Source organism: Streptomyces sp. HD (assembly GCF_028369295.1).
Classification (GTDB): domain Bacteria; phylum Actinomycetota; class Actinomycetes; order Streptomycetales; family Streptomycetaceae; genus Streptomyces.
Window position 1 is genome coordinate 125,676 of record NZ_JAQMYP010000007.1, and the last position, 21,164, is coordinate 146,839.

The following is a 21,164-nucleotide window of genomic DNA, read 5'->3' on the forward strand; positions in this document are numbered from 1 at the left end:
CCGGATATGAAACAGAGGAGCTCGGGTGATCCGGCGGTACCGGACCCGGTCGACTCCCGTCTCGGCATCCGTCTGGCCGAGCTGCGGGCCGAACGCGGCTGGTCCCTCGGCGAGCTGGCGGACCGCAGCGGTGTGAGCCGTTCGACCCTGTCCCGCGCCGAGCGCGCGGAGATCAGCCCCACCGCCTCACTGCTGAACCGCCTGTGCCACGTCTACGGCCGGACCATGTCCCAGCTGCTCAGCGAGGTCGAGTCCGAGCCTGCGCTGCTGGTGCGGTCGGCCGAGCAGCCGGTGTGGGAGGACCGTTCTGCCGGTTTCGTACGACGGTCCGTGTCGCCGCCGCATGCCGGGCTCCGCGGAGAGATCGTCGAGGGGCGGCTCACGGCAGGCGCCGACATCGCCTACGACCGGCCGCCCGTAGCGGGCCTGGAGCAGCACATCTGGGTGCTGGAAGGAGAGCTTGACGTGACGGTGCAGGAGGTCGAGCACCATCTCGGTGCCGGGGACTGTCTGCGGATGCGGGTGTGGGGGCCGACACGGTTCCGGTGTGCGGGGCCCGGGCCGGTGCGCTATGTGCTGACGGTGGTGCTGCCGTGATCGTGACGCGTCTGGACGAGGCCCAACTGCTGGCTCAGGCAGGGGAGTTGGCGGACCTCCTGGTGGACACCGTGGAGGGCGGCGCCTCCGTCGGATTCCTCGCGTCCCTCGATCATGCGGCGGCCACCGCCTGGTGGGCGGAGCGCGCCGCCGGTGTCGCCGCCGGGCGACTGATGGTGTGGGCGGCCCATGACGGGAAGCGGGCGCTCGGCACGGTCAGCCTGGCCTTCCCCGACAAGCCGAACAGCCGCCACCGGGCCGAACTGGTCAAGCTGATGGTGCACCGGGAGGCGCGGGGCCTGGGCCTCGGCCGCAGACTGCTCACGACCGCGGAGGAGGCGGCGATCGGCGCGGGAGTCACCCTCCTGCACCTGGACACCGAGACCGACAGCCTCGCCGAGCGGCTGTACGGTTCGGCCGGCTGGACGCGGGCCGGGATGATCCCCGACTTCGCGGCGAGCCCGGCCGGAGTGCTGCGGCCGACGACGATCTACTACAAGTACGTCGGGCCAACTCCTGTGCGGACATGGGTGTAACGGCTCTCACCAGGTGCTTGTCAGTGGCAGCCGCTACGGTGCGTTGCATGCAGGATGCCGAAGACGTACGCCGTATCGCCCTCTCTCTGCCCGACACGACGGAGAAGATCGCCTGGAGCATGCCCACGTTCCGGGTCGCGGGCAAGATGTTCGCCACGCTGCCCGAGGAGGAGACCTCCATCGCGGTGCGCTGCCCCAAGGAGGAGCGCGACGAACTGGTCCTGGCCGAGCCGGAGAAGTTCTGGATCGCCGACCACGAGGCGCAGTTCGCCTGGGTGCGGGTCCGGCTCACCGCCCTGGAGGACGAGGCCGAACTGCGCGACATCCTCGCCGACTCCTGGCGCCAGGCGGCCCCGCCCCGCCTGCTGGACGCCTATCCCGAGTTGGGTCTGCCGACCGGGGAGTGACCCACCCGCGGCGCGTAAAGGAGTGCGCGACCACCGACCCGAGTGCGGTATTGTTTCCCTGCACGTTCGGCCGGGGGAAACCCCAGGTCAGACGGGCATCGGGACGTGGCGCAGCTTGGTAGCGCACTTGACTGGGGGTCAAGGGGTCGCAGGTTCAAATCCTGTCGTCCCGACTTTACGAAGTCGCAGGTCAAGGGCCGTTTCAGAGAGAATCTGAAACGGCCCTTCGGTCGTTCTCGGTCAGGCGGTCGCCGGCAGCACGTGGTCGCCGATCTTGTCGGTGCTCAGGCACAGCGAGCAGACGACGGCGTCGTGGGTCTGGCAGGCGGCCAGGTCGGGGCGCTCGTAGGGCTGGTGGCAGACGTGGCAGTCGTGCGTCGTCGCGCTCGGGTTGCCGTCGGCGTCCAGCAGGGGCTCGTCGATGCCGTCGTCGGTGCGGCGAAGGTAGTACTTGCCTTTGGTGACCATCGCCATCAGCGGGGTGAGCACGAAGGCGATGACGGCCGCGGCGACGGGGGAGTACGGCTGGAGGGTGTCGCCGAGGGCGTGGAAGTACATGGCGATGGAGAGGCCGGAGGCGGCGACGAAGGCCACGACGCCCACGGGGTTGACCGCGTAGAGCATGCCCCGGCGGAACTCGGGCTGGAGCGGGGACAGTTTCAGCAGGTACTTGTTGATGCCGATGTCCGTGGCGACGGTGACGACCCAGGCGATGGCGCAGTTCGAGTAGAAGCCCAGGATGCTGTTGAGGAAGCTGAACATGTCGGCTTCCATCAGCGCCAGAGCGAAGCCGAGGTTGACCAGGACGAAGACCATGCGGCCCGGGTAGCGCCGGGTGACCCGGGTGAAGGAGTTGGTCCAGGCGAGAGAGCCCGAGTAGGCATTGGTCACGTTGATCTTGATCTGGCTGATGACCACCAGGGCCACGGCCAGCGGGATCACCATCCAGGACGGCATCATCGCGTCGAAGGCGCCGCGGAACTGCTGGATCGGCTCGGGCGCGGCCGTCGGGCCGACCTTGGCGAGGATGTAGACGGCGAGGAAGACGCCGATGGCCTGCTTGAGCGCGCCGAGCACGACCCAGCCGGGACCCGCCATGACGACCGCGGTCCACCAGCTGCGCTTGTTCGCCTCGGTCTTGGGCGGCATGAAGCGCAGATAGTCGATCTGCTCACCGATCTGGGCTATCAGGGACAGACAGACGCCCGCGCCGAGCAGCACGGAGGCGGTGTTGACGCCGCCCTCGCCGTCGGTGCCGGCGTAGGAGAGGAAACGGTCGACGGTGCCCGGGTCGGTGGCGATGAGGTAGACCAGCGGGGCGACCATCAGGATCAGCCAGATCGGCGTCGTCCACACCTGGAGCTTGCTCAGCGCCTTCATGCCGTAGATCACCAGCGGGATCACCATCAGCGTGGAGACCAGGTAGCCCAGCCACAGGGGCAGACCGAGGCCGATCTTGAGGCCCTGGGCCATGATCGAGCCTTCGAGGGCGAAGAAGATGAAGGTGAAGCTGGCGAAGATGACGCTGGTGAGGACCGAGCCGTAGTAGCCGAAGCCGGAGCCGCGGGTGATCAGGTCCAGGTCGATGTTGTAGCGGGCGCCGTAGTAGGCGAGGGGGAAACCGGTGACGAAGATGACGACGGCGGCGACCGCGATCGCCACGAGCGCGTTGCCGGTGCCGTGGGCCAGGCCGATGCCGGCGCCGATGGAGAAGTCGGCCATGTAGGCGATGCCGCCGAGTGCCGTGGTGGCCACGACCATGGGGGTCCAGCGGCGGTAACTGCGCGGCGCGAAGCGGAGGGTGTAGTCCTCCAGGGTTTCCTTGGCCGCCTGGTCCGTGCCGTCGCTCGACGTGTCCGTCGCCGTCAGGCGTGACTCGGTGGTGCTCATGTCACGCCTCCTGTGGGGGTGCGGTGGTGATGCTGGGCGTCAGAAGCGATCGGTGGGCAGTCGCGCCGGGCTGCGTATACAACTCCGAGTCCATGGCGGGACACGGTAGGAAGCGCTTGTTTCCCGGGGGCCTCGTCCGTCGTGAACGGCTCGTTACGCAGAACTCACCATGGGCGCCTCAACTGCCCCGTGCGGCAAGTCCTGTCCACCTGACGATGCGGGCGAGGCAGGCGCGTTGGAGCTGTCCGTCGCCGAGTTCGTGCGGGCGTCTGGGCGGCAGGTCGGGGGTCCGGCCGATGGTCGCGGCCAGTTCGGCGATGCGCCCGGTCGTCGTGGCCGCTGTTGCAACGTCCGTCGGGGTGCCGGACTTCTGTTCGCGTTCCGAGTTCCGTCCCGTCACCTGATCAGGGGGCTCCTTGTGGGCATGTCGTGCACACGTCTCGCAAGCGGAACGTCGGAGTCCCACCAGGCTCATGTCCGAGCTTCGTCCCGCCCTGCGTTGTACCTTCTCCGCGGTCGTGCCGGCGCCGTTTCATGGCTGTATGCCTCCTTCGCGAGGGGTGAACGTGTCCCACTACCTCTTCAGCAACCTCGCCGCCGAGACGGCGGGCCGCTTCTCCGTCCTGGAGGAGTGCTACGACCCCTTCTCCACACGTCAGTTGGCGCTCACCGGAGTCGCTTCGGGATGGAGGTGTCTGGAGGTCGGCGGCGGCAGCGGCTCGCTCGGGGACTGGCTCGGCGCGCGGGTCGGGCCGAACGGTGAGGTCACGGTCACCGATCTGGAGCCGCGCTGGGCGGCGTCGCGGACCCGCCCGCCCCAAGTGCGCCTGCTGCGGCACGACATCGTCCGTGCCCCGCTGCCCGGCAGCGGCTACGACCTCGTACACGCACGGCTGGTACTGCTGCACCTGCCCGAGCGGCTCAGCGTGCTGCGGCGGCTGGTGTCGGCGCTGCGGCCGGGCGGATGGCTGGTCCTGGAGGAGTTCGACTGCGGCTGGACACCCGTCCTGGCCGCGCCCGACGGGGAGACGGCGCGGGTCTTCGAGCGCGTGCACGCGACCCTGCTGGGGCTGCTGGAGCAAGCGGGCGCCGATCCGCTGTGGGGGCGCCGCGTGTTCGGCGCGATGCGGGCGGCCGGGCTGACCGACCTCGACGCGACCGTGTACGCCGAGGCGTGGCCGGGCGGCGGCGCCGGCATCGCACTGCACCGGCACAACGCCGACCAGGTCGAGGACGGCTTGGCCGCGGCGGGGATCGCCGACCGGGAACTGGCCCGGTTCCGCGCCGCGTTGGCGGATCCCGCCTTCGTCGTCAACTCCTATCCGCTGGTCAGCGTGCGGGGCCGGCGCCCCGCCGAGACGACGGAGGCCACCCGATGACCCGGTCCGTCCACTGCGATCGCTACCTGGAAACGCGGCTGCCGTCCACCGAGGAGCCGCTGCTGCTGATGGCCCGGCTCGCTCGCAGCGACCTGTTCCGTCCCTACGTGGTGTACGAGAGCGGCACCGAGTGGTCCCTGGCCGGCGGCGCCCTGGCCTCCGTACGGCTGGACGGCCCGGCGGCATGTGACCTCGGCCGGGTCGAGGAAGCCCTCGCGGCTGTCACGGTGCCCGACTGGCGGGCGTACGGCTGGGCCTCGTTCGAGCTGGGGGCCGCGCTGGCGGGCGTCGACACCGGTGACGCCGGTGACACCGATCCTCTGCTGCATCTGATCGTGCCGGCCGACGAGGTCCGCACCGACGGCGAGAGCGTGCTGCTGCGCTCCACCACGGCACAGCGCCTCGAACAACTGGAGCGGCTCGTCCGCGCGACAGGCACCATCGTGCCGCCCGTGGACCGGATCGCCTTCTCGCTGGAGGACACGGGCAACTACCGGGCGGCGGTTGCCGCGGCCGTGGTGGAACTGGGCGGCGCCGGCCCGCTGGAGAAGGTGATCCTGTCCCGGCGCGTGCCGGTGCCGGTGGCGGTGGACCTGGTCGCCACCTATGTCGCAGGGCGCCGGGCCAACACCCCGGCGCGCTCCTTCCTGCTCGATCTCGGCGGGGTCCAGGCCGCCGGGTTCAGCCCCGAGACCGTCGCCGAGGTCACCGCCGACGGACGGGTCACCACCCGGCCCCTGGCCGGAACCCGGGCCCGTACCGGTACCGCCACCGCGGACGCCCGGCTGCGGACCGACCTGCTCCGCGACCCCAAGGAGATCCATGAGCACGCCATCTCGGTCAAGCTGGCCATGGAGGAGATGACCCGGGTCTGCGACGACACCGTGGTCAGCGAGTACATGGCGGTGCTGGACCGGGGCACCGTGCAGCATCTGGCCTCCAGGGTCAACGGACGGCTGCGGCCGGGCCGCGGTCCCTGGCAGGCGTTCGCCGCCCTCTTCCCCGCGGTCACGGCGACCGGCATCCCCAAAGCCCACGCCTACCCCCTCATCCGCGGCTTCGAGGGCGGACCCCGCGGCCTGTACGCGGGCGCGGTCCTGACCTGCGACGCGCACGGCGCCCTCGACGCGGCGCTCGTCCTGCGCAGCGTCTTCCAGCAGGACGGCCGCTGCTGGCTCCAAGCCGGCGCCGGTCTCGTACGGCACTCCCGGCCCGAGCGCGAACACGAGGAGACCTGCGAGAAGCTGCGCAGCGTCGCCCACCACCTCGTCCCCGCGCAGGACGCGCGACGGCCGTGACGCGCGCCCGCGCCGCCGTCGGGAGCGCGAGGGCGGCCGCCGCGCAACGGCGCCCGGCGATCACGCGATCCGGCCGCCGGTCAGGAACAGGAATGCGGCAGGACCAGACGGTCAGGAACAGGAAAGTGAGAAGACGAGCTGGTCAGGAACAGGAATGCGGCAGGACCAGACGGCCAGGAACAGGAACGTGACAAGACGAGCCGGTCAGGTCCAGGAAACGACAAGACCCGCCGGTCGCGCCACCGGCGGGTCCCGTCAGAGCCTCTGCGAGTCAGGCGACCGGTGTCGGCGTCCGGCTCGGCGTCGCTGTCGCTGTCCTCGGTTCGAGGACGCGCTCGGCCAGGTGGCCGAAGAGCAGACCGAACCCCGCCCACAGCACCGCCTGCATGCCGATCGACGCGAGCCGGAACTCCCACAGGTCGTTGGCGGGGAAGCCGTGGGGCGTGTTCTCCCCGGACGGCAGGATCACCGCGGCGATCGTCACCGCCGCCACGAACGCCGCACCGGCGGCGACGGAGGCGTTCCAGTTGCCCCACCGCGGGGCGAGCCGGCGGCCGAGCAGAACGGCCGCGATGCCCAGCAGTACGGTGAGCACGATCATCAGGAAGAACAGTGTGGTGCGCTTGCCGATCGTGTCCGGGTTGCCGACCGCGGGCGGGTTCGCCGGGTACTTCAGCATCGGCACCAGGTATACGAGGAGGAAGGCGGCCAGCGCGGTCAGGGCCGCGGTGGCCCGGGCCGAGAACCGGCCGACACGGCCCAGGGCGAAGCAGAAGGCGAGGGCGGCGATGCCCCCGATCGCCACGCCGAAGACCAGGACGCCTGTGGCCAGGCCGGCGGTCGACTGCACCGTACGGCTGACCAGTTCCTCCTCTCCGTGCCCGCCGGCGTGGGCGGACTCGAACGCGATCGCCGCGTCCACCGGTCCCTCACCGACCAGGTAGGCGAAGATCAGGGCGGGTAGCGCGGCGCCGAGGCCCGCGAGCATGCCGCGCACCAACAAGGCGCGCACGATGGCGGAATTCATGGTGTGCCGCCCGTCTCAGTGGCAGGGGAAGCCGAGCAGGTGGCGTGCGTCGTGCACCCACTCGTGGACTTCCTCGCCCGAGAGGACGGCGGTGGCACCCTGCTCGGCGCCGACGAAGTACAGCAGGACGAGCATCAGGACGCCGAAGAACACCGCCCACGGGACTATGACCTTGAGCGGCAGGGGTGCGACGGCGACCTTGGTGCTGGGGGCAGGGGCGGCAGTGGACTGCGCCATGGCGAGACCTCCTCGGGAACAACGCGTCCCGGTTCGTGTGCTGCACTCGACGACGGCATGGGGTCTGACTCACCGCCACCTCCCGAGGGAGGGGCGGCACACAGTGGCGCGACCGTGCCGGGTTTGCACCGGACTTCCGTGGTGCCGTCGTCCTTGTCGTCCAGAGCGTAAGGGCAAGATAAGGATCAGCCAACATGGCGTACGCCACCTACGGTGGGCCGGCTGTGGTGAATCGGCCTGAGGGGGCGCATTCCTGTCCGTCTCGCGCCGGTGTGCGCCGCAGTACGCCGGTGACGCGAAGTGGGCTTTCACCCGGCGAGCCTGCCTGTGGGGCGGCGGGCGGTGGGCTCGCCGCCCCACCGGGGATGACTCACGGTTCAGCTGTCGGTCGCCGACGACCGGCGTTTGACGAGCCACCAGGCGCTGCCGCCGAGGACGAGCAGCGCCACGACGACACCCCCGACGACCGCCCCCGTCGAAGAGCCGTCGTCCTCGTCCGCTGCCTTGTCGGCGTTGGCCGGGGTCGCTGCAGGAGTGGTCGGCGCGGCGGACGACGGGCTCGCGCTCGGTTCCTCGCTCGCCGTCGGGTCGGCGCCGACCGGGGTGGCTCCCGGGGCCGCCGCCTTCAACTCCAGCAAGGGAGCGGGCTGTTCGGACTCCGCACCGTCGTGGGGCAGTTCGATCCAGCGGGAGACCTCGCCGTCGCTGTAGGTCTCGACCGTCTTGAACGCGATCTCCTTGGCGTCGGGGAGCTGCCGGACCTTGATCGAGTACTCGGCGTCGACCCCGGCCTTCAGGGCGGGGCCGCCTAGGGTGTAGCCGTCGTCGGTGGCCTTCAGCTTCCAGCCCTTGGGGGACTTTCCGAGAGTGACGTCCGTCGGCGCGATGCCCTCGGGCAGGACGACGCGCAGTTCGGCGAAGCCTGCCTTGGCGGACTCCGCCTCGGAGACGAAGCTCAGAGTGACGTTCTCGGCCAGGGCCTGCGGGGTGTCGGCCTCGACCTCCGCGTGAGCGGCAGCCGGTCCGGCCACGGCGAGTACGGCCGTCAGCGCGGCGGCACCGCTGATCGCGACGCGGCGCGCGAAGAGGGCGCGGTGGTATGCGGGCATGGGGAACTCCTTGCGGGTGATGCCGGGCGGGCCGAAGCCGCGGCCCGGGTGAGAGGACGGTGCGGGACGTGGGCGCGTCCCGGTGGTCCCCTGCGCACCAGCGTGTGTTCCAGGGTGTACGTCCATGCCGCCGACGGGAGTTCGAAGCGGCCGACCAGCCGCGCCATGGGCGGCGCGGTGACCTCGGCCGTACGAAGTCGCGGAACCAGCCGGGTCGCGGCGACCGCGGCGACCCGGCGCAGTGTGCGGACGGCAGCCAGCGCCGCCGTCACGGCCGCGTCCGCGCGATGCAGCAGCCAGCCGGCCGCCAGTGCGGCGGCCAGGTGGGCGGCGGCCATGGCCGCCGAGGCGTGATGCCAGGCATGCCCGTCGCCGCGAGCCTGATGGGCGATGTGCCCCTCGGCAGTGTGTCCGGCGTGAGCGCTGTCGGGGTGGTGCGCGCTGCCGGCCGAGGTCAGCGCCAGGTGCAGGGCGGCTTGCGCGACGACCGTGCACGTCACGACCGCGGGCAGGGACAGGCGACGGCGGGCGACCGGCCGGACCAGGGCGAACTGCCCCAGCGTGAAGACGATCACCAGCCGCCACGGCACAGCGCCCTCGGCGACCGCATGGTGCCCCAGCGCAGCAAGGGTGCTGCCGACGAGCGCGAACAGCCCGGCCCGCACGCACGCCGCCGCACGGCCCGGCCGCGCACCCGCGCGCCGGCCGCCGTACGACGTCACGCGATCACCCGGCATGGTCGCCACCTTGTCGTATACGTCGAGGCAGTGCGGGGTGTTCACGACGGAAGGCAGGAGCGGGGGCGCGGTTGTGCTGGTCAGTCGGCCAGCCGGGCGTCGATGAGGTTCCTGAACGCCTCGTAGGAGCCGGGTGTCCGGATCATCTCCCCGTCGACGAAGAAGGTCGGGGTGCCCTGGACGCCGAGGCCGAGGCTGTCGCGCTGGTCGTCCTGGACACGCTCGGCGACTTCGAGGTCGGCGAGGGCGGTGTCGAACTCGGCCATGGCCAGGCCGAGTTGCTTCGCGTAGACACGCAAGACGTCCTGCTTCGACTCCTGTGCCTCCCCCCACTCCTGCTGGGTGGTGAAGAGCTTGCTGTACATCTCCTCGAACTTGCCCTGCCGGGCGGCGGCTTGGGCGGTGCGGGCGGCGAGTTCGCCGTTGCGGTGGCCGGGCATGGGGAAGCAGCGGGCGACGAAGGTGACCCGGTCGCCGTACTCCTCGCGCAGCTTCTCCACGACCGGGTAGAACGCGCCGCATCCCTCGCACTCGAAGTCCAGGAACTCGACGAGCCTGCGCTGCCACAGCAGGCCTTCGGTGATGCCGAGCAGCCGGGCCGAGAGCAGCAGGGTGACCAGGTGCCCGGCGAGCGGCATGCCGGGCGGCGGGCCGGCCACCGTGTCGTGCTCGACCAGCCAGGACAGTCCGCCGGGACTGGCGCCCTGGGCGGTGACGGCGGCGCAGGCGCCGGGCAGCGAGCAGACGGCGTGGTAGGCCAGTTGCGCTGCCGCGAGGGCGACGAGGAGCTGGGTGTCGGTGAGCCGTCGCCTGCTGAGGACGGCGGCACCAGGGACGGCGACGATGCCGGTCGTCGCCACGACCGCCCAGCGCGGTGTGTGCCCTTGCGACAGCACGTGCCCGGCCACGGGCAGCAGGCGGTGTGTGCCCTTGCGACAGCACGTGCCCGGCCACGGGCAGCAGCACGCACAGGGATCCACCGGCTCGCCGGCCGTGGCCCCCGGGCGGCGCTCGCTCGGCGCCGCGCCGGTCCGGCCCTGGCCGCCGCGGTCTGTGCGGTGGCCGTGCTCACGGCGGGCACAGCCGCCCTCACGGACGGCACGGACGGTGGGCCGGAGCGGCCGGGCCCCTCGCCGGCCGAGCTGACGGAACAACGGGCCCGGCAGATGGAGGCCGACCGCAGGGCTGAGCCGGCGCGGGAGCGGGACCGTGCGGGGCGGCGCGCGCAGCGGAGGCGGCGGCGGACCTGGCCCTCGCGCTGCGGGCACCGGGCCTGCACCCGGTGGTCCACGCCGCCTCCGTGGAGGTGGCCTTCACGGACGGCCTCTTCTCCGAGGGCGCCGAGCTGACGCCGGCCGGCGCCGACCGTCTCGCCGTCCTCGGTGGGCGTCTGGCCGTGCGGACGGTACGCGTCGAGATCCACGGCCACGCGGCCACCGTCCCCGGCGCCCCGACCAGCGGTGGCTCCGTCCTCTCCCTCTGGCGCGCCCTCATCGCGGCCCGCGAGCTGAGCGACGCCGGCCACAAGCCGCTGACCGCGTTCACCACGGCCAGCGCGGACCAGCGGGAGGCGCCGTACACGAGCGCCGCCAGGAATCGGACGGTGACTGTGACGATCACACCGGGATAGCGCTACGGCTCCGCGACCTGCCCCTGCCCCTGCCCCTGCCCCTGCCCCTGCCCCTACGCCTGCGCCTACCTCCGGCTTGTGCGGAGTCCTCGTCATCCGGGGCCCTCGTCCGACGGCAACGGCTGCTCGAACCACACCACCTTCCCGGTGCTCACCCGCGTCGCCCCCCAGCGTCGTGCCAGCTGGTCGACCAGGAACAGTCCCCGGCCGCCCTCGTCGCTCAGTCGGGCATGGCGCATTCTGGGGACCAGCGGGGAGTCGTCCTCGACCTCGCAGCGGAGTACGTCGGTGCACAGGAGGCGCAGGACGATCGGGCGGGAGGCGAAGCGTACGGCGTTGGCGACCACCTCGCTGACCAGGAGCTCGGTGGACTCCGCCAGGGCGTCGAGGCCCCAGTCGTGCAGGGTCCTGCGGGTCAGCCGGCGGGCTTGGCGTGCGGTCTGGGGGCGTGGGGCCATGTACCAGTACGCGACGGTCTCCGGCAGGATGCCCTGGAAGCGGGCGACGAGGAGGGCGACGTCGTCGTCCCGGTCTCCCGGGCCCAGCGTGCCGAGTGCCTGGTCGCAGAGCACCTCCAGCGCCGGGGGCGTGGCTTGCGCGGCGGCTGCCTGGAGTCGTACGCGTAGTCGCTCCACCCCGGACAGCACGTCCGACTCACGGGACTCGACCAGGCCGTCGGTGTACAGCAGCAGCGTCGCCCCGGCCGGTGCGTGCAGCTCGGTGGACTCGAACCCGCCGCCGCCCACCCCGATCGGCGCCCCGGGCGGGACCTCCACCACCTCGGCGCCGCCGTCGGGACGCAGCAGCACAGGCGGCAGATGGCCCGCGTTGGACACCAGCAGCCGGTGCAGTACGGGGTCGTACATGGCGTACAGACAGGTCGCCGTGTGCTCGCTGCCCAGGCGTTCCGCCTGTTCGTCGAGGTGGTGCAGGATCTCGTCCGGGGGCAGGTCGAGCCCGGCCAGGGTCTGCACGATGGTGCGCAGCTGCCCCATGATCGCGGCCGAGGTCATGGAGTGGCCCATCACGTCGCCGATGACGAGGGCGACGCGGTTGCCGGGCAGCGGGATCGCGTCGTACCAGTCGCCGCCGACCTGCGCGGTCCGCGAGGACGGCAGATAGCGGCTGGCCAGCAGGACCCCGGCCGGTTCGGGCAGCGACTGCGGGAGCATCGTGCGCTGCAGGGCGTCGGCGACGGAGGCCTCGCGGGCGTACAGCACCGCCTTGTCGATGCCGAGCGCGGTGTGCGTGGCGAGCTGGGAGGCGACGAGGAGATCGTCCCCGGTGAACGCCGGCCGGTCGGGTTCGCGGATGAGGACCACGCTGCCCATGACCTGGTTGCGGCCGTGCAGCGGAGCCACGATCAGGCGGCGCCCGGTCACCCCGGCCCGGGACGCGGAGTCGGCCGCCAGCAGCTCGGACAGCGCGGCGCCGAGGTCCGGGGTGTCCGCGATCACCGGGCGGCCGGCGCGGAGCAGCTTGGTGAGCAGGCCGTTGGCCGCCGGGTGTACGACTTCCGCCGCCCGGACCGGGCCGGCGGTGGGCGAGCGTGGTCCGGACCGGTGTGCGGTCGGCCGGCGCAGCGGCGCGCGGTCCGTGGTGTGCAGCTTGAGGACCCGGGGTGCGGCGGCGGTCTCGTCGCCCACCGGAAGCGGGGCGTACAGATGGACGAACGCGATGTCGGCGAACGCCGGGACGGCAGCCCGGCACAGTTCGCGCAGTGTCTCGTCGAGGTTCATGCCCCGGGCGATCTGCCGGGTCGCCGCGTCCAAGTAGCGGAGCCGGTCGGTCTGCGGCTCGACGGCGTCCGACGCCCGGATCTCCCCGGCCGGTGCGCGCGCCTCGGCGGACGGAGCGGCGGGTCCGTGACCGCCGGCCGTCTGCCCGCCGGTGCCTCGATCGGCTCCGAGGTCCTTCGTCACGCCTGTCCTTCCGGCTGCGCGGGCCCGCATCGGGCGTCGTCAGGGACGCCTGCCACAGCGCAGGAAGATCTGCACCTCGGGCGGGACGTCCACGGTCGACGGGGCGTATGTGTACGACGTCTCCCCGACGATCTCGAAGTGCGCCGCCTCGACGACCTCGCGGAGCTCGTCCCTCAGATAGCCGGACACGCGGATGGTGCTGCCGATGAACGGGATCGAGAAGTCGTCCACATCGGCCTCCACCATCGACAGCGCGAACAGGCCGTCCGGAGCCAGCAGATGCTGGACGGTCCGCAGCGCGAGGGGTATCTCGGCGCGCGGGAGCATGAGCAGGGAGAAGAAGGCCACCACCGCGTCGAAGCGGCCGAGGTCCACCGGGCCGCCGGGCCGCAGATCGGCGATGTCCGTACGGTGGAAGACCCCGGCGGGCACGTTCTTGCGGGCCAGCGCGACCATCCCGTCCGACAGGTCGACACCGACGACCTCCAGGCCCGCCTCCGCGAGCTGGAGCGCGGTCGGGATCCCGGTGCCGCAGCCCAGGTCCAGCACCCGGGCCCCGGCCGGCAAGGACCTGATCAGCCAGTCGGCCGACGCCACCTGCCCTTCCTTGTGCGGAAACGCCTCGTCGTAGCGGACTCCGATGGCGTCGAAGGCCTCGGCCTGGCCGCCCCGGTCGAGCGGCAGGCTCCCGTAGCCGGGCTGGTCGCCGGGACTGCTCACAACGAACCTCCTTTGAGGTTTTATATGAGATTTTTTCATAGTTGCACCGACCGTGCGGATCAGTCGGCTGCCGTGTACGTCAGACAGTCCTCGGGCCGGATCAGCAGGCTGATCTCTTGAAGCGGGCGCCCGTGTGGGGGCACTGTCTGATCTTCGCCTTTCGTGGTCCAGTTCCCCGGCGGTCGTCCGGCGGACGTTCGGTGAGTGGTGCGTTCATCGGGTTTCCGGTCAGCCGTGCGTACGGACGAAGACGGGCTTGAGGTGCTTCTCGGGCAGGGCGTCGGGCAGTTGCTCCCAGTCGATGACATGGGAGACGACCCGCCGGGGATCGACGTTGCCGGAGCGGGCCAGTTCGAGGGCGTCGGGGATGTGGCCCCGGACGTTGTCGCGGGCGACCCGCAGGGTGACGCCGGTGAGGTACATGTCGAGCAGCGGCAGCTCGCCGGGCCGGAAGTGGTTGCCGGCGGACTCGCAGATGCCCTCCGGGGCCAGGGACTTGACGGCCAGGGCGAGCTGGTCGACGCGCCCCGTGGCCTCGACGGCGATGTCGAACCCGGACCGGACGGGGTCCAGCGTCTCGGCGGTCTCCGCGCCGAAGCCGCGGGCGATCTCGCGGTGGGCGGGATCCGGGTCGACGTAGAGCACCTCGGAGGCACCGAGCGCGCGGGCGATGTCGCACACGTACAGGCCGATGCTGCCCCGGGCGACGACCAGGACACGCGCTCCCGGCCGCTGCCTGAGGTGGGGTGCGACCAGACGCCAGGACAGCGACCAGTTGTCGCTGGCCGACGCCATGGCGACCGGGTCCAGATCGGCGGGCAGCGGCACCAGCATGGCGCCGGCCCACGGCACCCGGACCAGATCGGAGAAGAGCCCGCCCCAGCTGCCGCCGATCGGCGCGCCGTACATCGCCATGTGCGGTACGGCCGTGCAGTGCGCGGTCAGCCCGGCGCGACAGCGGTCGCACGCACCGCAGTTGATGGACCACGGGACCACCACCAGGTCGCCCGGCGCCACGGTCGTGACGGAGTCGCCGGTCTCCACGACCCGGGCCACGCACTCGTGGCCGAGAGGAAAGGGTGGGTCCAGGCTGTGCTCGATATGCGGCTGCCGCCGCGTGGCGTGCCCGGCCAGGATCGCCGAGTCGACGTCGCAGGAAGTCGCGGCCACCGGGGCCACGATCGCCTCCTGGTCCGAGGCCGGCTTCGGGTCGGGCGCCTCACGCCACTCGACGGTGTGCCGGGCCACATAGGTCAGTTCACGCATCGGCCCGCTGCCCCTTCGCCAGGGCCACGAGGTCCGCGTACCGGATGACCGACCCGCCCGCACCCCAGGTGCCGTCGGCCTGCTCGTGCACCAGCACCCACACCCGCAGGGCGTCGTCCCGGGTCAGCCCGGCAGCGTCGAGGACGGTCCTGGTGGCGTCCTCGACCAGACCGGCCTTGCGCCGCTCGGACACGGCGCCCTGCGGGACCGTCACCTCGACCAGGAAGCGGGGCGCGTCGTCCTCGGCGGTGGTCTGCGCCCCCTCCGGCAGCTCGACGAGATAACTCCACGCCTGAGCGCGGAAGAACGCCGTGTCGGGCGCCCCTTCCCACCGCAGCAGTACGGCGGCCAGGTCTCGCTGGACGGTCCTGCGGCCCTCCTCGGTCAGCGCACCTGCCGGGACGGTGAGCCGGATCATCGGCATGACGAAGTCTCCCCTCGTGCCATGTCTGCACGTCTGCAGACCGTTTATGACAGTCGTTATAAGCGAAGGTCACGCTAGACTATGACGAGCGTTATAGCCAGAGGGGAGTTACGGTCTTGGCCAGATCCAGCGCGCCGGCGCCCGGGGCACCGTCACGTGACCGCATCGTGGCCGGGGCGGCCGACCTGATCAGCAGGCGCGGCCTGAAAGCCGCCAGCATCCGCGAGGTCGCCAAGCACGCCAAGGCGCCGCTCGGCTCGACCTACCACTACTTCCCCGAGGGCAAGCAGCAGCTGGCCACCGAGGCCGTCCGGTACGCGGGTGCGGCGGTGTCCGGCGTCCTGCGCAGGCAACTGGACGCCGGCCCGGTCGCCGGCCTGCGGGCCTTCCTGGCCCTGTGGCGCGGCATCGTCGTGGAGAGCGACTTCCGCGCGGGCTGCCCGGTGCTGGCCGTCTCCGTCGAGGAACCGCCGGCCGACGAGACGCCACCGGCCCTCGCCGCCGCGGCCGAGGCCTTCCAGGACTGGGAGCGGCTGCTCGCCGAGACGCTGCGCACACACGGCGCCGACGCCGAGCGGGCGCCGGGGCTGGCGGCCCTGATCGTGGCCTCCGTCGAGGGCGCGATCGCCATGAGCCGCGCCAGGCGCAGCATGGAGCCCCTGGACCAGGTCGCCGAGCAGCTCGAAGCGCTGATCGTCGGCGCGGTGGGCGGTCCGGCCTGAGAGCCTGCCGCACAGGCTCTGAGGAGGGGGACGCCGGGGCCCGGGGAGCGGCAGGTGTGCCGGTCAGCCCACGCAGCCCACATGGGCCAGCGCCTGCTTCAGCAGCACCCCGTGCCCGCCCGGCATCTCGCTCTGCACCGCCGGCGAGAGAGCCTCCTGCGGGCTGAACCAGACCAGGTCGAGGGCGTCCTGGCGGGGACGGCAGTCACCGGTGACCGGGACGACGTAGGCCAGGGAGACCGCGTGCTGGCGCGGGTCGTGGTAGGGCGTGACGCCCTGCGTCGGGAAGTACTCCGCGACGGTGAACGGCTGCAGGGAGGTCGGGACGCGCGGGAGCGCCACCGGACCGAGGTCCTTCTCCAGATGGCGCAGCAGGGCGTCACGCACGCGCTCGTGGTGCAGCACCCGGCCGGAGACCAGCGTCCGGCTGACCGTTCCGTCCGGTCCGATGCGCAGCAGCAGGCCGATGCTGGTGACCTCGCCGCTGTCGTCGACCCGCACGGGTACGGCCTCGACATACAGGATCGGCATCCGGGCGCGCGCCATCTCCAGCTCGTCGGAGGACAGCCAGCCGGGCGTGGTATCGGTCATGTCAGACATTGCTTGATCATACTTTCCGGGAATTGCGAACGCTCAGTCGCGGGGCTGACGGGGGTCGGGGTCGGCGGACAGTCCGTAGAGACGGCGGGCGTTGTCGCCGGCCGTCCACGCCGCGATCCGCAGCGCGTCCGGCAGGCTCAGTTCGTCGGCGTCCACCCGGTCCTGGAGCAGATCGCCCAGGCCCCGGCGGAATGCCAGGGCGCCGAGCCGGTAGAACTCGGCCAGACCATACGCGTCGGAGCTGTACAGGAGCTTGCGGAAAGGGGTGATCTCCAGCGCCTCCGCAAGGATCGCGCGGGAACGGGCAGGGCCGACGTGGTGCAGGGTGAGGCCCACATCGAGATACACCTGCTCGAACACGGCCGCCAGATAGGCGGCCTGGCGCTGGTACGGCCAGCAGTGCAGGAGCAGCACGGGGATCGTGCCCTTGGTGAGGTGCAGCCAGTCGGTGAGGAGGGCGGGGTCCACCCGGTGCAGACGGATGTCGTCGTCGCCGAATCCCGTGTGCAGTTGGAGAGGGAGCCCCAGGTCCACCGCCGTCCACAGCAGGTGCCGTACCAGGACCGGGTCGGTCAGCCGTCCGCCGTCCGCCAGCCACTGCCGGGCCGCCGCGGTGACCAGGGCGTCCGAGGGGCGCGCCGGGTCCAGGTCGAAGCCGGTGCGGTAGGCGGCCACCGACTTCACGGCCACCACGCCCGGACGCCGTACGGCCTCCTCGGCAGCCGTCCGGAAGGCGGTCCGGTACGCGTCCGGTTCGACCCCGGAAGCCGCCACCGCCTCGGCGACCGACTCCAGGCGTACGACTTCGTACGCGGTCGCGTCGGCGCTCGCGGCCAGTTCGTCCGGGGTGGTGATGCGGTGCGGGGCGTACCCGGTGTCGACGCAGTACGCCTCTGTTCCGGCGGCGGCCAGGAACCGGCGGTTCACCTCGGATCCGCCCAGCTCCGCACGCCGGGCCAGATACGTGTCGGCCGGGGCGTGGCGCGGCAGGTCCAGGAGGGGTGCGCAGTGGCGGCGTACGGCCACGCCCGCCGGGGTGTCGAAGGGGGAGAAGCCGGGCCAGGGTTCGCCCTCGGTGAGCAGGGACTCGAAGCCGCCTCGGTCCAGGTCGCCGGTGACGACCCCGTGGCAGTGATGGTCCACCAGCGGCAGCGCCGCCAGCGCCTCGTGGACCGGCCCGGTTGCGCCCATGTCAGTACTTCCACCGGTACGCCGCCGCCACTTGGTCGTCGTCCAGCCCGGCGACGGCATCGACCTCGCCTTCGCGTACGGCGATCACGGCATCGGCGAGCACCGGGCCGAGCGCGGCCCGCAGCACCTCGTCCGTACGGAACTCCTCGACGGCCTCGCCCAGCGAGGCCGGCAGCCTGCGGACACCCCGGGCGGCGGCCTCCTCCGCACCCAGACTCGCCGGATCGCCGGTGATCTCCTCCGGGAGTCGTGCGTGCGACGCCACACCGTCCAGCCCCGCCGCGATGAGGCAGCCGAGGGCGAGATACGGGTTGGCGGCCAGGTCCACCGGCTTGATCTCCAGGTTGGCCGTCTGGTCGCGGTGGCCCGCGGTGCCGGTGACGACGCGCAGCCCCGCCTCCCGAGTCTCCCGGCCCCAGGCGGTGAACACCCCGGCCCACTGCGAGGGTTTGAGCCGCAGATAGCTGGCCGGGCTCGGCGCGGTCACCGCGGTGAGGGCGCGCAGGCGGGTGAGCACACCCGCCGCGAAGGACTCGGCGTCGGGCCGCATACCGTGGCGGCGGTCACCGCCCGCGTGCAGGTTGGCCGCGTCGTGCCAGGCCGAGAGGTGGACATGGCCGCCGTTGCCGACACCCTTCCCGAAGACCGCGGGGGCGAACGACACCGCGAGGCCGTGGCGCCGGGCCACCGCCCGGATCGTCTGCCGGACCAGCACACTGCGGTCGGCCGCCGCCACCGGGTCCAGCGCGGCCACCGACAGCTCGAACTGCCCGGCCGCGTACTCGGGATGCAGCTGGTCGACCTCCACGCCCTGCCGCGCGAGCGCCGCCAGCAGTTCCGCCGTGCAGTCGCTCAGCTCGACCTGGCGGGTCGCCCCGTACGCCGGACCGGTGACCGCGGGCACGAACTCGCCGTCGGCGCCGGGCGGTTGGGCGACGGCCCACTCGATCTCGATACTCGCCCTGAAGGTGATGCCGTGCCGCTCGGTGGCTTCCCGCAGCATGCGCCGCAGGAAGGTACGGCTGCACGCGGGATGCCGCTCGCCCTCCTGGGTGATCCGGTCGACCGGCGCCCACGCCCAGCCGGGCTGCCCGGCCAGCTCCACCAGTTGGTCGAGATCGGGGTAGAGGCGCAGATCGCCGTCCGGGGAGCCGAGGACGTCGGTGGTGACGATGGAGTCGTTCGCGAGGAACGTGTCGAACACCGGCGACATCCCGACGCCCCAGGCCGCCGCCGAGGCGAGCTTCGCCGTCGGGATCGTCTTCACCCGGCCGACCCCCGCCGTGTCGACGTAGGCCAGCACGATCCCGTGCACGCCCCGGCCGGACAGTTCCCCGCTCAGTGCGGTGGCCCGCTCGATGTCACCGGGACGCCCTCCCGGGACGGGGTCGGCAAGGGTGGTCATACGGTCTCCCGGTGTCCTGGACGAGCTCGGCCGGTCGGTGCCGGTTCGTGCGTTCCCTGCTGGCGTCAGGGTTTCACGGCCACCGCGCCGTACTGCGGTACCGGGGCGGGAGAGTCGGAGGCGTGCCACTGCGAGCAGGACACCATGCCCGGCTCCAGCAGCTCCAGCCCGTCGAAGAAGGCGGCGATGTCCGTGCCGCTGCGGGCGGTGATCGGCGGCGTGGCGTTCTCGTTCCAGAACTCCATCGCCGGGATCTGGCCCTCGCCGCCGAGCTCGGAGTCGAACGTCGGGTGCGTCAGCACCAGGAGGCTGCCGGAGGGGACGGCGGCCAGGACGCGGTCCACGATTCCGCGGGCCTTGTCGTAGTCCAGGACGAAGTTGAGGATGCCCAGCATCATCACCGCGACCGGCTTGCTGAAGTCCAGGGTCTGCGCCGCGCGTTCGACGATGGCGTCCGGGTCGTGCACATCGGCGTCGATGTAGGCGGTGACGCCCTCGTGGGTGCCGGTCAGCAGCGTGCGGGCGTGCACGAGGACGATCGGGTCGTTGTCGACATACACGATCCGCGAGTCGGGCGCGACGCGCTGGGCGATCTCGTGGGTGTTCTCCGCCGTCGGCAGCCCGGTGCCGATGTCCAGGAACTGCCGTATGCCGTGCTCCTCGGCCACGAAGCGCACGGCCCGGCCGAGGAACGCGCGGTCCGCGCGGGCAATGTCGCGGATGATCGGGAACATCCCGGCGACATGCTCGCCGACCTGCTGGTCGACCTCGTAGTTGTCCTTGCCGCCGATCCAGTAGTTCCACACCCGCGCGTTGTGCGCCACACCGGTGTTCAGCTTCGCCGACCCGCCCGACGGGGTGTGGCCATCACTCACGTCTCGTCCTCTCCTCGCACGCACGACCGAAACCGGCCATCGCCGCCATTGTGCCGTTCAGTTGATCACGTTGTCCCGGGAATCGGCAGAGCCGGTACGGCGGTTGGCGTGCGAGGTTCTGCGAGTTCCTGCGGGGTGGAGCGGGCGAGGGCGGCGGTGGCGCGGCGAGGGGAGGAGACGGGGAAGTAGATGGGGGAGTGGATGGGGGAGTGGATGGGGGGGGGAGCGCCGTGCGTCGTGCTACTCGATCTCGCTGGGGCTCGCGGCGGGCGTCTTCCCGGCGAGGACGTCCTTCAGGCGCTGTGTGCCGAGCTTCACCGCCTGGTCGACGGAGTCCTCCTCGCCGCCGTCGAGTCCGCCCGCCGTGACGGTGATCGCGTCGCTGCCGACGCGGACGACGCCGACGTCCTGGGTGAGCGTGGTCTGGTCGCCGTCCACCTTGCCCTGCACGGTCACCCGCAGGCCCTGGCGGTCGTCGCCCACATGGGGCAGATCGGTCTCGATCACCTGGACCGTGCGCTTCTGGCCGTCCTCGGTGGCGGTGAACTGGTCGCACTCGTCCGGCAGGGTCTTCAGCCAGGCCAGCGCGGAGTCCAGGTCCGACCGGTCGTAGGCGGCGACCTGGTACAGCAGCCGGGAGTTGCCCTCCTCGAAGCCGCGCAGTGCGGACGTTCCGGACGGCTTGCCCAGCAGGTCGTTGTCGTAGAGGTTGTCGAGCAGCTTCTGGCAGTCGGAGGCGTCCGACTTCGCGGTGAGGAAGTCGGCGACGTCGACGTCGCCGATGAGGAGGCTCTCGTGCCAGTCGGCGGCCTCGGAGTCCTTCACCTGGGTCCAGTCGTCCTCGATGTCCGCCTCGGTGATCAGCGCGGCCCGTGCCCCGGACTCGGAGAGGGTGGGGGAGGGGGAGCTGGCCGGCTGTTTTCGGGCAGCCGGTGAGGCCGTGACGCCCGAGGCGCGTGCGCCGTCCTGGCCGCCGTCGTCCGAGCAGGCGGCGCTGGCCAGCAGGGTGGCTGCCGCCAGGGCCGAGGAGAGAACGCGGGTGAGCCGGGTCGGACGACGGGTCATCGGGAGTGCCTCCTGGGAACGTGACGCGTCTTCCCAGCGCACCACCGGAACTGACGGCCCACCAGCGGCGCCGGACCGTTCGAGTGAGCGACACCGCGGACGGTGTCGAAGCCCACCAGCCAGGTGT

General features: G+C 71.8%; 22 protein-coding genes, 1 tRNA gene and 1 pseudogene. 8 read left to right on the forward strand and 16 right to left on the reverse strand.

All coding sequences use genetic code 11. The features are described 5' to 3' along the window. Positions 1-6 precede the first annotated feature (6 nt). The 4 genes from POF73_RS09490 (at position 7) to POF73_RS09505 (ending at position 1,713) form a co-directional block, all read left to right on the forward strand. Positions 7-597 (forward strand): helix-turn-helix domain-containing protein, encoded by a 591-nt coding sequence (locus tag POF73_RS09490; RefSeq protein ID WP_272114101.1) that lies wholly within the window; start codon positions 7-9, stop codon positions 595-597. Continuing rightward, positions 594-1,133, forward strand: a complete 540-nt coding sequence (locus tag POF73_RS09495) for a GNAT family N-acetyltransferase (RefSeq protein ID WP_272114102.1) — start codon at positions 594-596, stop codon at positions 1,131-1,133. The genes POF73_RS09490 and POF73_RS09495 overlap by 4 nt, the downstream gene beginning before the upstream one ends. Before the next feature lie 47 nt (positions 1,134-1,180). After that, on the forward strand, positions 1,181-1,540 hold the full coding sequence (locus POF73_RS09500; protein ID WP_272114103.1) for an MmcQ/YjbR family DNA-binding protein: 360 nt from the start codon (positions 1,181-1,183) through the stop codon (positions 1,538-1,540). A gap of 99 nt (positions 1,541-1,639) precedes the next feature. Beyond that, positions 1,640-1,713, forward strand: a tRNA-Pro gene (locus POF73_RS09505). 67 nt (positions 1,714-1,780) lie between these two features. Here POF73_RS09505 and POF73_RS09510 read toward each other — a convergent pair. Continuing rightward, positions 1,781-3,430 carry a purine-cytosine permease family protein gene (locus POF73_RS09510; RefSeq protein WP_272114104.1) on the reverse strand — a complete coding sequence of 550 codons (1,650 nt, stop codon included), beginning with the start codon at positions 3,428-3,430 and terminating at the stop codon, positions 1,781-1,783. Positions 3,431-3,635: 205 nt separating this feature from the next. Further along, positions 3,636-3,752 (reverse strand): annotated as a pseudogene (locus POF73_RS09515) (ABC transporter ATP-binding protein); the annotation flags it as partial. A 244-nt stretch (positions 3,753-3,996) separates the two neighbouring features. Here POF73_RS09515 and POF73_RS09520 point away from each other — a divergent pair. Together POF73_RS09520 and POF73_RS09525 are read left to right on the forward strand one after the other, a co-directional pair. Continuing rightward, entirely contained in the window at positions 3,997-4,809 is an 813-nt protein-coding gene (locus tag POF73_RS09520; RefSeq protein ID WP_272114105.1) for a methyltransferase, read from the forward strand. Further along, the gene (locus tag POF73_RS09525; RefSeq protein ID WP_272114106.1) at positions 4,806-6,107 is read left to right on the forward strand and encodes a salicylate synthase; all 1,302 of its coding nucleotides are present in this window, start codon (positions 4,806-4,808) and stop codon (positions 6,105-6,107) included. The genes POF73_RS09520 and POF73_RS09525 overlap by 4 nt, the downstream gene beginning before the upstream one ends. A 271-nt stretch (positions 6,108-6,378) precedes the next feature. Here the strand turns inward: POF73_RS09525 and POF73_RS09530 are convergent, their stop codons facing one another. From POF73_RS09530 to POF73_RS09550, 5 genes are all read right to left on the reverse strand, one after another. Beyond that, positions 6,379-7,134, reverse strand: a complete 756-nt coding sequence (locus tag POF73_RS09530; protein ID WP_272114107.1) for a CbtA family protein — start codon at positions 7,132-7,134, stop codon at positions 6,379-6,381. Positions 7,135-7,149: 15 nt separating this feature from the next. Next, positions 7,150-7,371, reverse strand: a complete 222-nt coding sequence (locus POF73_RS09535) for a CbtB domain-containing protein (RefSeq protein ID WP_272114108.1) — start codon at positions 7,369-7,371, stop codon at positions 7,150-7,152. A 377-nt stretch (positions 7,372-7,748) separates the two neighbouring features. Then, complete coding sequence (locus tag POF73_RS09540; RefSeq protein ID WP_272114109.1) at positions 7,749-8,480, reverse strand: DUF1775 domain-containing protein; 732 nt, start codon at positions 8,478-8,480, stop codon at positions 7,749-7,751. Continuing rightward, positions 8,417-9,262 (reverse strand): hypothetical protein, encoded by an 846-nt coding sequence (locus POF73_RS09545; RefSeq protein ID WP_272114110.1) that lies wholly within the window; start codon positions 9,260-9,262, stop codon positions 8,417-8,419. Before POF73_RS09545 ends, POF73_RS09540 begins: the two co-directional genes overlap by 64 nt. Positions 9,263-9,297: 35 nt before the next feature. After that, positions 9,298-10,125, reverse strand: coding sequence for a DsbA family protein (locus tag POF73_RS09550; RefSeq protein WP_272114111.1), 828 nt, complete (start codon positions 10,123-10,125; stop codon positions 9,298-9,300). A gap of 374 nt (positions 10,126-10,499) precedes the next feature. Between POF73_RS09550 and POF73_RS09555 the strand changes: the two genes are divergently transcribed. Continuing rightward, the gene (locus POF73_RS09555) at positions 10,500-10,847 is read left to right on the forward strand and encodes a hypothetical protein (RefSeq protein ID WP_272114112.1); all 348 of its coding nucleotides are present in this window, start codon (positions 10,500-10,502) and stop codon (positions 10,845-10,847) included. A 92-nt stretch (positions 10,848-10,939) separates the two neighbouring features. Here the strand turns inward: POF73_RS09555 and POF73_RS09560 are convergent, their stop codons facing one another. The 4 genes from POF73_RS09560 to POF73_RS09575 all read right to left on the reverse strand — a co-directional run bounded on the left by POF73_RS09560 (position 10,940) and on the right by POF73_RS09575 (position 15,179). Next, positions 10,940-12,799 (reverse strand): SpoIIE family protein phosphatase, encoded by a 1,860-nt coding sequence (locus POF73_RS09560; protein ID WP_443049468.1) that lies wholly within the window; start codon positions 12,797-12,799, stop codon positions 10,940-10,942. A 9-nt stretch (positions 12,800-12,808) separates the two neighbouring features. Continuing rightward, on the reverse strand, positions 12,809-13,489 hold the full coding sequence (locus POF73_RS09565; RefSeq protein WP_272114113.1) for a class I SAM-dependent DNA methyltransferase: 681 nt from the start codon (positions 13,487-13,489) through the stop codon (positions 12,809-12,811). A gap of 228 nt (positions 13,490-13,717) precedes the next feature. Next, a complete protein-coding gene (locus tag POF73_RS09570) occupies positions 13,718-14,755 on the reverse strand; it encodes a zinc-dependent alcohol dehydrogenase (RefSeq protein WP_272114114.1) in 1,038 nt (345 codons plus the stop codon). Next, positions 14,748-15,179: a tautomerase family protein gene (locus POF73_RS09575; protein WP_272114115.1), complete on the reverse strand. Its 432-nt coding sequence runs from the start codon at positions 15,177-15,179 to the stop codon at positions 14,748-14,750. Before POF73_RS09575 ends, POF73_RS09570 begins: the two co-directional genes overlap by 8 nt. Positions 15,180-15,295: 116 nt before the next feature. Here POF73_RS09575 and POF73_RS09580 point away from each other — a divergent pair, with 116 nt between their 5' ends. Beyond that, entirely contained in the window at positions 15,296-15,901 is a 606-nt protein-coding gene (locus POF73_RS09580) for a TetR/AcrR family transcriptional regulator (protein ID WP_272114116.1), read from the forward strand. A gap of 63 nt (positions 15,902-15,964) precedes the next feature. Here POF73_RS09580 and POF73_RS09585 read toward each other — a convergent pair whose 3' ends face one another. The 5 genes from POF73_RS09585 to POF73_RS09605 form a co-directional block, all read right to left on the reverse strand. Beyond that, positions 15,965-16,492, reverse strand: a complete 528-nt coding sequence (locus POF73_RS09585) for an NUDIX hydrolase family protein (RefSeq protein WP_272114117.1) — start codon at positions 16,490-16,492, stop codon at positions 15,965-15,967. A gap of 42 nt (positions 16,493-16,534) precedes the next feature. Next, positions 16,535-17,692: an amidohydrolase family protein gene (locus POF73_RS09590; protein WP_272114118.1), complete on the reverse strand. Its 1,158-nt coding sequence runs from the start codon at positions 17,690-17,692 to the stop codon at positions 16,535-16,537. 1 nt (position 17,693) lies between these two features. Continuing rightward, positions 17,694-19,097, reverse strand: coding sequence for a glutamine synthetase family protein (locus POF73_RS09595; protein ID WP_272114119.1), 1,404 nt, complete (start codon positions 19,095-19,097; stop codon positions 17,694-17,696). Between the two features lie 65 nt (positions 19,098-19,162). Then, positions 19,163-19,972 carry an SAM-dependent methyltransferase gene (locus POF73_RS09600; RefSeq protein ID WP_272114120.1) on the reverse strand — a complete coding sequence of 270 codons (810 nt, stop codon included), beginning with the start codon at positions 19,970-19,972 and terminating at the stop codon, positions 19,163-19,165. Positions 19,973-20,212: 240 nt separating this feature from the next. After that, positions 20,213-21,037: a hypothetical protein gene (locus tag POF73_RS09605; RefSeq protein ID WP_272114121.1), complete on the reverse strand. Its 825-nt coding sequence runs from the start codon at positions 21,035-21,037 to the stop codon at positions 20,213-20,215. Positions 21,038-21,164 lie beyond the last annotated feature (127 nt).